The sequence below is a fragment of the Agrobacterium larrymoorei genome (genome assembly GCF_030819275.1).
Classification (GTDB): domain Bacteria; phylum Pseudomonadota; class Alphaproteobacteria; order Rhizobiales; family Rhizobiaceae; genus Agrobacterium; species Agrobacterium larrymoorei_B.
In genome coordinates this window covers 2,806,894-2,818,886 of the sequence record NZ_JAUTBL010000002.1, presented here as the reverse complement: position 1 = coordinate 2,818,886, position 11,993 = coordinate 2,806,894, and the positions used below count along the sequence as shown (strand labels likewise).

The 11,993-nt window shown below is 60.2% G+C and carries 12 protein-coding genes; 2 read left to right on the top strand and 10 right to left on the bottom strand.

The features are described from left to right. Nucleotides 1–40 precede the first annotated feature (40 nt). The 4 genes from QE408_RS22200 to QE408_RS22185 all read right to left on the bottom strand — a co-directional run bounded on the left by QE408_RS22200 (nucleotide 41) and on the right by QE408_RS22185 (nucleotide 4,127). Complete coding sequence (locus tag QE408_RS22200) at nucleotides 41–1,291, bottom strand: cytochrome-c peroxidase (RefSeq protein ID WP_306934615.1); 1,251 nt, start codon at nucleotides 1,289–1,291, stop codon at nucleotides 41–43. A gap of 110 nt (nucleotides 1,292–1,401) precedes the next feature. Next, nucleotides 1,402–1,779, bottom strand: coding sequence for a hypothetical protein (locus tag QE408_RS22195; RefSeq protein ID WP_062444471.1), 378 nt, complete (start codon nucleotides 1,777–1,779; stop codon nucleotides 1,402–1,404). Nucleotides 1,780–1,790: 11 nt separating this feature from the next. Beyond that, nucleotides 1,791–2,687 carry a glutathione-dependent disulfide-bond oxidoreductase gene (gene yghU / locus QE408_RS22190; protein ID WP_306934614.1) on the bottom strand — a complete coding sequence of 299 codons (897 nt, stop codon included), beginning with the start codon at nucleotides 2,685–2,687 and terminating at the stop codon, nucleotides 1,791–1,793. A 126-nt stretch (nucleotides 2,688–2,813) separates the two neighbouring features. Then, on the bottom strand, nucleotides 2,814–4,127 hold the full coding sequence (locus QE408_RS22185) for a cobyrinate a,c-diamide synthase (protein WP_306934613.1): 1,314 nt from the start codon (nucleotides 4,125–4,127) through the stop codon (nucleotides 2,814–2,816). A 91-nt stretch (nucleotides 4,128–4,218) separates the two neighbouring features. Here QE408_RS22185 and QE408_RS22180 point away from each other — a divergent pair, with 91 nt between their 5' ends. Continuing rightward, nucleotides 4,219–5,340, top strand: a complete 1,122-nt coding sequence (locus QE408_RS22180) for a cobalt-precorrin-5B (C(1))-methyltransferase (RefSeq protein ID WP_306934612.1) — start codon at nucleotides 4,219–4,221, stop codon at nucleotides 5,338–5,340. 7 nt (nucleotides 5,341–5,347) lie between these two features. On the opposite strand, the gene QE408_RS22175 is transcribed toward QE408_RS22180, so the two are convergent. Then, nucleotides 5,348–5,491: a hypothetical protein gene (locus QE408_RS22175; RefSeq protein ID WP_165457044.1), complete on the bottom strand. Its 144-nt coding sequence runs from the start codon at nucleotides 5,489–5,491 to the stop codon at nucleotides 5,348–5,350. 229 nt (nucleotides 5,492–5,720) lie between these two features. Here QE408_RS22175 and QE408_RS22170 point away from each other — a divergent pair, with 229 nt between their 5' ends. Further along, nucleotides 5,721–6,824 carry an NAD(P)/FAD-dependent oxidoreductase gene (locus QE408_RS22170; protein ID WP_306934611.1) on the top strand — a complete coding sequence of 368 codons (1,104 nt, stop codon included), beginning with the start codon at nucleotides 5,721–5,723 and terminating at the stop codon, nucleotides 6,822–6,824. A 16-nt stretch (nucleotides 6,825–6,840) separates the two neighbouring features. Here QE408_RS22170 and QE408_RS22165 read toward each other — a convergent pair whose 3' ends face one another. From QE408_RS22165 to denD, 5 genes are all read right to left on the bottom strand, one after another. Further along, the gene (locus QE408_RS22165) at nucleotides 6,841–7,239 is read right to left on the bottom strand and encodes a (R)-mandelonitrile lyase (RefSeq protein ID WP_306934610.1); all 399 of its coding nucleotides are present in this window, start codon (nucleotides 7,237–7,239) and stop codon (nucleotides 6,841–6,843) included. Between the two features lie 34 nt (nucleotides 7,240–7,273). Continuing rightward, the gene (locus tag QE408_RS22160) at nucleotides 7,274–8,248 is read right to left on the bottom strand and encodes a threonine ammonia-lyase (RefSeq protein WP_306934931.1); all 975 of its coding nucleotides are present in this window, start codon (nucleotides 8,246–8,248) and stop codon (nucleotides 7,274–7,276) included. Between the two features lie 108 nt (nucleotides 8,249–8,356). Next, nucleotides 8,357–9,790, bottom strand: coding sequence for an aldehyde dehydrogenase family protein (locus QE408_RS22155; protein ID WP_306934609.1), 1,434 nt, complete (start codon nucleotides 9,788–9,790; stop codon nucleotides 8,357–8,359). Nucleotides 9,791–9,964: 174 nt separating this feature from the next. Beyond that, on the bottom strand, nucleotides 9,965–10,867 hold the full coding sequence (locus QE408_RS22150; RefSeq protein ID WP_306934608.1) for an NAD(P)-dependent oxidoreductase: 903 nt from the start codon (nucleotides 10,865–10,867) through the stop codon (nucleotides 9,965–9,967). Beyond that, a complete protein-coding gene (gene denD / locus QE408_RS22145; protein WP_306934607.1) occupies nucleotides 10,864–11,850 on the bottom strand; it encodes a D-erythronate dehydrogenase in 987 nt (328 codons plus the stop codon). The genes QE408_RS22150 and denD overlap by 4 nt, the downstream gene beginning before the upstream one ends. Nucleotides 11,851–11,993 lie beyond the last annotated feature (143 nt).

Below are 11,993 nucleotides of genomic sequence, written 5' to 3'. Positions count from 1 at the left end.
CCCTGGCCTGGCCCGGAGACTTCGAAGTGCTTGCGAGTGCTTAGTTCTTCTCAGCCTCGCCAGGCTTTGCGGAGATGGCATGGACGGTCGGATCTTCCGGGCGTCCGATGTTCTCGCCCTTGGCAAGCAGTGGCTCGTAGCGCTTGTCGGTCAGCGTCTTCAGGAAGGCCACGATGGCATCGACGCGTTTGTCGTCGAGTGCCGGTGCTGAGGTCAGTTCTTCCATGGCGATGTTGTCCGGCACCTCCGGGGCGTCCCACTTGTCGCCCGTTTCCGGGTTGATCTGACGGCTCGGCTTCTTGCTCTTATATTTCACGTAGAACAGCACGACGGTGCGCAGGTCCTTGAAGACGCCGTTGTGCATGTAAGGACCGGTCACCGCGACATTGCGGAGCGACGGCACCTTGAACTTGCCGCGCTGTGCCGGATCGTCGCCGACCGCCGGGTTTTGCGACAGCCCCAGATCGACGGCATCCGGCTTCGAACCATTGGCCGCGCGCGCTATTTTATTGGCCGGGACGCCGATGTTGAAATATTTGTGGTTGGTAAAGACGCCGTCCGAGAGGCCGTGTTCGCCCTTGATCGTGTGGCAGGTGTTACAGTTGGTGAACTGTGTTGACGACATCAACACGCGGCCGAGTTCTTCCTGGTCAGTGAGCTTTTCCTCGCCGCGCAGGAAGCGGTCATATTTGGAATCGAACGTCGAAAGCGCGTCGGAGCGCTCGTAAGCCGCCAGCGCCTTGCCCATGGCGGCAAAGGCCTCCTCGTCGTTCTGGAGGACGTCTGGTCCAAAGTAGCTCGCAAAGGCGGTGACATAGTCGGGGTTTTCCTTCAGTCGCTTCACCACGCTGCCCTTGTCGGCCATCCCCATTTCAATCGGGTTGAGCGGCGGGCCGCCGGCCTGATCTTCCAGCGTGGCGGCGCGTCCATCCCAGAACTGGCCGCCAACATAGTTTCCTTCGGCGTCCTTGCCGAAGGGCGGGGAGAATTTGGCGTAAGTTGCCGTCGGCGCGTTGCGATCCCCCAGCGACTTGCCATCATCGCCAAGCGAAACCGCATGGCCTGCCTTTTCCGTATCGCGAATGTCGGTAAAGCCATTCGCAGAGGTGTGGCAGGTGGAACAGGACATCGTCCGGTTCATCGACAGATTGGTGTCGTGAAACAGCGCTTCACCGAGTTTTTCGACGGTTGGGTAACCGGTGCCGCCATGGGCCGCTCCGCCAAGACCCATCGCAACGGGGAGGAGAATCAGTGCCGAAGCGGCAAGAAAATGAGAGAATTGCCTGACCATGTCAGAGCCGCCGGAAATGATGAAACCGGTGTCTCTATACCATCTTCTACACGCCGCGCACAGAAACTTTCTTCAAGGTCTCCACTTTGTCGCAGGCGCTTGTTTCGGCCTTAGACGTCGAAGTAATCCTCGAAGGATTCCGGGAAGCTCTGGCGCGCCACGCGCTCGTCGATCACGAGCATTGCCTCATAGGAGAGGGGATCGAAATTCTTCTCGGCGGGGAGAACTTCACGTCCGAAGAGTAGGCTGAGGCGGGCGGCATCGAGATTGCCGCGCTCGAAGGGTTCCGCGCCGAAATGGTGCCAGAGCGCGTGCAGGAAAGCAGCATCGATGCGATGCTCCGGCGTGCCGGGCCGGGCTTTGCGCGGCAGCTGCTTGATTGGGGTGACGCCGCGCGGATTGGCGCGGCGTATGGTGAACTGGACGCCTGTGCCCGGCATGCCGGATGGAAAACCACGGTGTTTGGTCATGTCGGGCAGGTTTGCCATTCGTCTATCCTTCAGCTCTTGCCGATCTTGTCCTGCGTCTTGGTGTCGAAATCGGACGCGTCGTGACGTTCATGTAGCTGTTCTGAGGGATCACCGGAAGCCTTGTTGACCATGCGACCGCGTTTGACGGCGGGACGCTCGGCAATTTCATCGGCCCAGCGCTTCACATTCTTGTAGCTTGCGGCATCCAGGAACACTTCCGCCTTCGGGTAGGATTGTCCGCGTGCCAGGTTCCCGTACCAGGGCCAGATGGCGATATCGGCAATCGAATACTCGTCGCCCGCCATGTAGCGGTTCTCGGCGAGATGGCGATCGAGGACATCCATCTGGCGCTTGGCTTCCATGGCGAAGCGGTCGATGGCATATTTGATGTGGATTGGTGCGTAGGCGTAGAAATGGCCGAAGCCGCCGCCGAGGAAGGGCGCCGAACCCATCTGCCAGAAGAGCCAACTCAATGCCTCGGTGCGGGCCTTATGCTCCTTCGGCAGGAAGGCGCCGAATTTTTCTGCGAGATAGAGGAGGATCGAGCCGCTCTCGAAGACGCGCGTTGGCTCTGGCGTAGAGTGATCGACGAGAACAGGAATCTTGGAATTCGGATTGGCCGCCACGAAGCCTGAACCGAACTGGTCGCCATCGCCGATCTTGATCAGCCAGGCATCATATTCCGCACCCGAATGGCCTGCCGCCAAAAGCTCTTCCAGCAGAATGCCGACCTTCTGGCCGTTGGGTGTTGCCAGCGAATAAAGCTGCAGCGGATGCTTGCCGACCGGCAGTTCCTTTTCATGGGTTGGCCCGGCGATCGGCCGGTTGATATTGGCAAACGCTCCGCCATTGCCCTTTTCCCACTGCCAGACCTCTGGTGGCTGGTAGCCTGCGGGGAAATTGTTTTCGGGAGACTTGTCGGTCATGAAGATCCGTCCTTATTCCAAATGGGGTTCCAGGTAGGGATGCAGTGTTTCCGCAATATAGGAAATGCAAAGTCGTTCCTCCACTCCCGCAACGGACGGAACACCTGCCTCCAGCAAAAGAACCTGCTAAGCCTTTGCGATGGCGTGGAAAAATGTTCCGCTGACGAGGCCGCGCCTGCCGCCGGATGGCCCGAGCGGCTTGCCGAGACCATCGGCGATTTCCGCGAAAGGTTGATCGGTGCCGGCATCCGTGACGCTGGCATAATGAAACTCATGTCCGCGTAAAACATCGCCGGCCTGGCCGAGCGGGCCGGTCTCGGCAATCTTGGCCTGACGGTAACCCAGGTTCATTTTCCGCTTGGCAAAGCTGGTGGCGTGGGAGAGCAGCCCGGTCATGGCGTGCGTCACGCCGCTTGCGTCCTTCAGCGCTTCTCCCAGCACCATATAGCCTCCGCATTCACCGTGAACTGGCTTCGTCTGCGAAAAATGGGCAAGCGACGCCCTAAAGTGCGATGCGGCTGAAAGCTGTCCAGCGAAAAGTTCCGGATAACCGCCGGGCAGCCAGCAGATGTCGCAGGATGCGTCCGGACCTTCATCGGCAAGCGGGGAGAAGGGTAAAATCTCGGCACCGGCTTCCCGCCATTGGCGCTTCAGATGGGGGTAGAGGAAGGTAAAAGCGGCATCTTCGGCCAAGGCGATGCGTTGGCCGGGCGGGGCAATTCCCGCGTCGAGAGAACCTTCGGCCAAATCGATGGGCGTCGCTAGAGCCAGCAGCGCATCGAGATCGATGGCGCGCTCCATCGTGCCGGCCAGTCTTTCGATATGGGCGTCGATCTCGGGGTGTTCGCTCGCCTGCACCAGACCCAGATGCCGCTCGGGCAGGGTCAGCGACGGATCGCGCATGACGCAGCCGGCAACGGGAAGGCCGATCTTTTCGATCGCCTCGGTGCAGAGCGTGCGGTGGCGTTCGCTGCCCGCGCGGTTGAGGACCACGGCAGCCATCTTCACCGCCGGATCGTAATGGGCAAAACCATGCGCCATCGCAGCCGCCGTTTGCGACTGTCCGGACACATCCAGCACCAGCAGCACGGGGATGTCAAACAGACGCGCCAGATCGGCGGCCGAACCGGTCCGGTTGTCGGAGACGGCAATGCCATCGAAGAGGCCCATGGCGCTTTCGATCAGCAGAAGGTCCGCGCCGTCGGCCTGTTGGGTCAGAAGATGGCGCAGCAGTTCCGGCTGCATCGCCCAGCTGTCGAGGTTGAGACCGGGCGTTCCGGTTGCGACCGCATGGAAGCCGGGATCGATGTAATCCGGCCCGGTCTTGATGCCGCGCACTTTGACGCCACGCCGGGCAAAGGCGCGCAGCAGACCGATGGTGACGCTGGTCTTGCCGGAGCCGGAGCGGGGCGCGCCGATGATGATGGCTTTTGCGGTCATGGCAGAATTCTAAACTCCGGGCCCTGTCTAACGTGCAATTGGTCTGTTGTTTACCGATGACGGCTCACGCTGCAAGGTCTATAGGACATTCATGGAAACGGATGGCAAAAACCTTCGGCGTGGCTGGACCACCGGCACCTGCGCTGCCGCAGCGACGAAGGCCGCCTGCCAGGCGCTTTTGACCGGTTCCTTCCCTGATCTTGTCGATGTCGAACTTCCAAATGGGTCTCGACCTGCCTTCGTTCTGGCGACGGAGGAGAAGGGCGACGGGTTCGCCCGCGCGGGCATCGTCAAGGATGCCGGCGACGATCCCGATGTCACCCATGGCGCGCTGATCGAAAGCACGCTGCGCAGAACGGAGAAGGGAAGCGGTATCAGCTTCAAGGCGGGCAAGGGCGTGGGCATCGTCACCCGGCCCGGCCTACCGCTTTCGGTGGGAGAGCCTGCGATCAATCCCGTCCCGCGTCAAATGATCGCCACTGCAATCCATGAGGTAGCAGGCAGTGAGGCCGATTTCGAAGTGGAAATTTCCGTGCGCGATGGAGAGACGCTGGCGGAAAAGACGCTGAATGGACGGCTTGGGATCGTCGGTGGGCTCTCCATTCTCGGCACCACCGGCATCGTCATTCCCTTCTCCTGTTCCGCTTGGATCCACTCGATTTGGCGCGGCATCGATGTGGCACGGGCGGAAGGGCTTCCCCATCTGCTTGGCGCTACGGGGAATGCCTCGGAAAAGGCGGGACAAGCCTTTTATGGCCTGCCCGAGACCGCGCTGATCGATATGGGCGATTTCATTGGCGGCATGCTGAAATATCTGAAAAGCCATCCCGTCCCGAGAGTAACCGTGGCGGGCGGTGTTGCGAAGATGACCAAGCTGGCGCAGGGCATGCTGGATGTGCATTCCAAGCGTGGGATGGCGGATCTGGAAGCGTTGGCAAAGCTGGCGGAAGAGGCAGGGGCGAAGGCTGAGCTTTCAGCCGCCATCCGGCAGGCCAATATGGTGGCGCACGCTTTCCAACTGGCCGAGGCGGCTCACATCGATCTTGGACAAATTGTTGCTGAGAAGGCTTGGGTCACCGCCGCGGCAGCGCTTGGCCGGAATGATATCGTGTTCGATATTCTGGTCTTTGATCGCGATGGAAGCCTTAAGGGCCGCACGGTGCCGACGCCATCCGATCACACGGCCCCTTATTCTGAGGAGCCGATAGGCTAAAGCCTGGTCAAGGCACCAAGCCGAAGATCACCGCGGCGACGAAGGCGAAGCAGATGCCGACGAGCGCTGTATGGATCGATGCCTGCCAGCCGCGATGCGGCGCGGTTGACGGCGTGAAATCTCTTGCTTTTCCTGCTTTGGAATAAGACATCGCACCCTCCTGTTCGTCCAAAAATCGGTACCGCCGATCTGCGGGATCATGACGCTGAGAATATCGCTATTCTCTAGTGTTCCAGTAGAGATAAATTTCCATAAGATTGGGCTTGCGGAGAAAATACTGGTCGTGACTTGCCTCCCAACAAGGTCCGATCTACCGCATTCACGATTCCTTAACGTCCGAGCGGTGTTTCGGTTCAACGGGTAAAAGGTGGGAAAGACGCGTGGCGGATATCGATGCGATCATCATAGGGGCGGGCGTCATAGGCCTTGCCATCGGGCGTGCGCTGGCGCTTCAAGGCCGGTCCGTTATCGTGTTGGAAAAGGAAGCGGAATTCGGCAGCGCCACCTCCTCGCGCAACAGTGAGGTTATCCATGCCGGGCTTTACTATCCTCAAGGCAGCCTGAAGGCGCGGCTCTGTGTCGAGGGGCGAAAGCGGCTCTATCACTTTTGCGAGAGCCATGGGGTTGCGCATCGCCGCTGCGGCAAGCTGATCGTGGCGACCGCCGAGAGCGAAATTCCTCTGATCGAAGACCTACAGCGCCGAGGTCTCGACAATGGTTGCGAGGCGCTGGATCTGATTAGCGCATCCCAGGCCCGGAGTCTGGAACCAGCACTCTCCTGCAAGGCGGCATTGTCGTCACCCATGACAGGCATCATCGACAGCCATGGCTATATGCTGGCGCTGCTTGGCGACATGGAGGATGCGGGCGGCAGTCTCGCTTACAGAACGCCCTTCTTGCGCGCTGTCGTGGAGGAGGACGGCTTTCGGGTCTTCGTCGGCGGTGATGAGCCGATAGAATTGACCTGCCGAACGCTGATCAATTCGGGCGGGCTGGTGGCACCGCAGATTGCCTGCGCCATCGAGGGGCTGGCGGCGGAGCATATTCCGCAAGCCTTTTACGCCAAGGGCTCCTATTTCTCGCTGAAAGGCAGATCGCCTTTTTCGCGGCTCGTCTATCCGGCCCCGCATAGCCATGGCCTCGGCGTGCATCTGACACTCGACATTGCCGGTCAGGCGCGTTTCGGCCCCGACATTGAATGGATCGACCATATTGATTACGCCGTCGATCCCGAGCGCTCCGCTGGCTTTGACGAGGCTATCCGCCGCTATTGGCCTGGCTTGCCGGATAATGCGCTTCAGCCAGCCTATTCCGGCATCAGGCCCAAGATTTCCGGGCCTTCAGAGCCTGCGATGGATTTTCGCATCGACGGACCGGAGCGACATGGTGTTGCGGGTCTCGTCAATCTTTTCGGTATCGAGAGCCCCGGTTTGACGGCCTCGCTGGCAATTGCGGATGAGGTTGTCGCAAGGCTTACGGAGTAGCGTCTCTTATCGAACCTTAGCCGCCCGCGTATTGCGCATCCGTAACATGCTCCATCCAGTCCACGACCTTGCCATCCTTGACTTCCTGAATGGCGATATGGGTCATGGCAGTTTCCGCCGCTGCGCCGTGCCAATGCTTCTCACCCGGGGCGAACCAGACCCCATCGCCGGGCGCAATCGTCTCGATCGGGCCGCCTTCGCGTTGCGCCAGACCCGATCCGGAGGTGACGATCAGTGTCTGACCAAGCGGATGGGTGTGCCAGGCGGTGCGGGCGCCGGGCTCAAAAGTCACCTGCGCGCCCTGGACGCGGTCTGCATCATGCGGATTGAACAGCGGGTCGATGCGCACCGTTCCGGTGAAATAATCAGCCGGACCTTTGCCGGATGGTTTCGTGCCAGCGCGGGTGATCTCCATGATCATTTTCCTCGTCTCGTTGAACTCTTGAAGATCAAGCGTATTTCGACAGAGCGTCCGCCATGATGGCGGGATCGACATTGCCACCGGATGCCACGGCGATCACCGTGTCGGTCTCCAACGCATCGCCATGGAAGAGGGCGGCGGCAAGTGCCACGGCACCGCCCGGCTCCACCACGATCTTCAGGCGCTGGAAGGCGAGCACCATGGCGCGCAGCGCTTCTTCTTCCGTAACGGCGATACCTGCGCCGCAGAGGCGTCTCAGGATCGGGAAGGTGATGTTGCCGGGTTGGGGCGTGATGATCGCATCGCAGATGGAGCCAGTGAGTGCCGCGTTTCTCTCGATCTTTCCTGAGGCGAGCGAGCGCGCCACGTCGTCGAAATTTTCAGGCTCTGCCGTGCGCACCTTGAAGCCCGGTGCTTTGGCTTCCAAGGCAAGTGCAACGCCCGATGTCAGACCGCCGCCACCGCAGCAGACAAGCACCTCAGCCTTCTCGATACCGGCCTCCTGCGCCTGTTCGGCGATCTCCAGGCCCACCGTGCCTTGGCCGGCAATCACCAGAGGTTCGTCATAGGGGCGGATCAAGGTCAGGCCACGTTCTTCGGAAAGCGTGGCGCCGATCGTATCACGGTCTTCATTGGCGCGATCGTAGAGCACGACCTCAGCGCCATAGGCTTTGGTGTTCTCGATTTTGATCCGCGGTGCATCCCGCGGCATGATGATGACGGCAGGCACGCCGTGCAGGCTGGCAGCCAGTGCGACGCCTTGCGCATGGTTGCCGGAGGAAAAGGCGATGACGCCGAGTTTTCGCACCTCGGGTTCCAGGGCCGACACAGCCGACCAGCCGCCGCGAAATTTGAAGGAGCCGGTGCGCTGCAGGCACTCAGGCTTGATCAGCACCTTGCGGCCGGCAATCTCATCGAGAAAAGGGGAGGACATCAAAGGGGTGCGGATTGCCTCGCCGCTCATACGCTGGCGGGCCGCTTCGATCATCGCAATATCGGTCATCATCGTCTCACGTCATTCCAGATGTTGCCTACCATAGGGCCAAATGCAGCGACGTGAAGCCAAAAAAATCCCCGGTCGAAGCCGGGGATTTTCAAAGTCTAACTCGGCTCAAGCCAGGGTATAAGCCGTCTTCACCGTGGTGAAGAACTCGTTGGCATATTTGCCCTGCTCGCGTGGGCCGAAGGAGGATGCCTTGCGGCCACCGAATGGCACGTGGAAGTCGACACCAGCGGTCGGCAGATTGACCATGACCATGCCAGCTTCGGCGTTGCGCTTGAAGTGCGTCGCGTGCTTCAGGCTGGTGGTAGCGATGCCGGAAGACAGGCCGAAAGGCGTGTCGTTGGCAACGGCCAGAGCCTCATCATAATCCTTGACGCGGATGACGGAGGCGACCGGTCCGAAGATTTCTTCACGCGAAATACGCATGTCGTTGGTGGCTTCGGTGAAAAGCGTCGGCTGCAGGAAGAAGCCGGGGGTTTCGCGCTTCAGCACTTCGCCGCCGAAGGCGAGCTTCGCACCTTCCTTCTTGCCGATTTCGATGTAGTCGCAATCCTGCTTCAACTGCTTTTCGTCGACGACCGGGCCGACATGGGTGTCCTTGGACAGTGCGTTGCCGACATTGATCTTGGCCAGACGCTCGGAAAGCGCTGCCACGAACTTGTCGTGAATGCCTTCGGTGACGATGATGCGCGAAGAGGCGGTGCAGCGCTGTCCGGTGGAGTAGAAGCCGGAGTTTGCAGCCGCTTCGACGGCGACGCCCAGATCCGCATCATCGAGAACGACGAAGGGGTTCTTGCCGCCCATTTCCAGCTGGAACTTGCGGTTGAACGGCAAGGACGAAGCGGCAACGCGCTTTCCGGTGCCGGTGGAGCCGGTGAAGGTGATACCAGCGAGATCCGGGCTGTCGAGCATTGCCTGACCGACGACGGAACCGCGACCCATGACGAGGTTCAGAACGCCCTTTGGCAGACCCGCGCGATGCAGGATATCGACGATCGCCCAGGCGCAGCCCGGAACGAGGTCGGCCGGCTTGAAGACGATGGTGTTGCCGTAGCAAAGCGCCGGTGCAATCTTCCAGGCCGGAATGGCAATCGGGAAGTTCCAGGGGGTGATGATGCCGATAACGCCAAGCGGCTCGCGTGTCACTTCCACGCCGATATTCGGGCGAGCCGACGGAATGACTTCACCCGCCAGACGCAATGCTTCGCCGGCGAAGAAATCGAAAATCTGGGCGGCGCGGATCGTTTCGCCAATGCCTTCTGCGAGAACCTTGCCTTCTTCACGCGCGAGAAGCGCGCCAAGCTCGTCCTTGCGGGCGAGAATTTCATCGGCGGTCTTCTTCAGGATGGCGTGACGTTCGAGAATGCCGGAGCGCGACCATGCCGGGAAAGCGGCCTTGGCTGCTGCGATGGCCTGCTTTGCGTCTTCGGCTGAAGCCTGGGCGTAAAGGCCGACGACTTCGTTGGTGTCGGAAGGATTGATGTTCTTCGACGTGTCGGATCCGATCCATTCGCCGCCGATAAGGTTTTGATGAATTGTCATTGGTGCACTCCCTATAAAGTTTTAAATCTGTGGTGTTGGACAGCGTCCGGCGCTGCCTTCCTCGCTTGCGGTGTCACGCCGCACGAATGCGCGCGACGACGTCGGCGGTGACCCTATGTCATGTCATTCCATCGCGAAAGGCGTTCAGGCACCTAATTGTATGATTTTTTAAAATCAGCCTTTATGCTCGCGATTGTTCAGTCTTTCCAGATGCAGTAACAGGCCGCTGTGATCGATATCGGCGCCACCATTGCTGACGAAGGTGTCGAAAGCGCGGGTCACTTCTTCCGTCAGCGGCAGGGCCAGATCGAGATCCTTGGCCGTGGCCAATACGCCGTTCAGATCCTTCAGCTGAAATTTCGACGGACCGCCGGGCACGAAGTCGCGCTTGACCATGCGCTCGCCATGTAGTTCCAGAATGCGGCTCTCGGCAAAGCCGCCACGGATGGCGTTGCGGAAGCCTTCGCGCGATGCGCCACCGGCTTCGACCAGCATCATGGCTTCTGCCACCGCGCCGATGGTGATGGCGACGATCTGCTGATTGGCGAGCTTGCATAGCTGGCCTGCACCGGATGGTCCCACATAAGTCAGGCGACCCATCGCGGAGAAGACATCGCCGAGACTGCTCACCGTTTCCTCATCGCCACCGGCCATGATCGCCAGCGTTCCGGCGGTTGCGCCGGGCACGCCGCCGGACACCGGTGCGTCCACATGGGCAATACCAAGCGCTTTCAGCTTTTGCGAATGGTCGCGGGCGATTGGTGGGGCAATGGAACTGCTATCGACGACGATAGCGCCTTTTTTCAACGCCTCCGCAACGCCCATGTCCAACAGCACATTGCCGACAGCATTGCCATCGCTCAGCATGGTGATGACGATATCGGCACCTTTCGCCGCGTCCGCAGGGGAGGCGGCGAGGACCGCCCCATGCTCCACCAGCGCCTGCGCTTTCTCCACGCTGCGGTTCCAGACACGCACCGTAAAGCCTGCTTTCAACAGATTGCGGGCCATGGGACCGCCCATCAGGCCGGTGCCGAGGAAAGCGATGGTGCGCGCTTGTTTGTCAGACCCATTCATTTCAACGAACCTCCCAGCTCATCTTCGATATGGACCTTGATGATCTCTTCGAAGTTCGTCTCGGCTGTAAAGCCCAGTTCGCGGGCGCGGGTCGCCTCGAAACCGGGTGCCCAGCCCTCACACATGCGCATGATCATCTCGTTCGGCTCGCGGCGGATAAGGCTGACGGCTTTTTCGCCAGCGATCTTGCGCAGCGCCTCGATCTGCTCGCCCACCGTGGCGCTGAGGCCCGGCATGGAGAGATTGCGGCGGGGACCGACCTTGTCGGTATCGATGGTTGCACCATGCAGCAGGAAGCCGACCGCCGAACGCGGCGAAGCGTGCCAGTGGCGGATCGATTCTGGTACTGGCAACACGGCTTCCTGGCCGACCAGCGGCTCGCGTAAAATGTTGGAGAAGAAGCCGGAGGCAGCAGCATTGGGCTTTCCGGGGCGGATGCAGATCGTCGGCAGGCGAATGCCAATGCCTTCGAAGAAACCGCGTCTGGTATAGTCGGAGAGCAACAGCTCCGAAATCGCCTTCTGCGTGCCGTAGCTGGTCAGCGGCGTCGTGTGGAAATCATCGGGGATCGGGTAAGGCAGAGGCGCGCCGAAGACGGCGATGGACGAGGTGAAGACCACGCGGGGCTTGTAGCCATCCTGACCATGGGCAAGGCGGATCGCGTCGAAAAGATAACGCGTGCCGTCCAGATTGATGCGATAGCCCTTGTCGAAATCGAGTTCGGCTTCGCCGGAGACGATAGCCGCGAGATGGAAGATCACGTCCGGTCGTGTCGACACCAGTTTTTCGGCCTCGCCGGGAGCGGACAGATCGGCCGCTCTGGCATCAACCGTGCCCTTGAAGCCAGCTGGCGATTCGGGCTGGAATACATCGATCAGGGTAAATTTCTCGATCTCCTTGCCATTCAGATTTCCTTCGCGAACGAGCCTTTCGGTCAGCTTACGTCCTACCATTCCGGCTGCGCCGACAATCGCTACATGCATCTGGTTTCTCCTCCACCGCATCATAAAAATTGACTTGTAAGGTTGTCTGATAACCTTATATGACTGGCTTGAAAACAGTATTTTGAGAAACTGGAAGATTTAAGAGCGGAGACGCCGAAGAAGCGTCACCGCCTGGGTGGAGG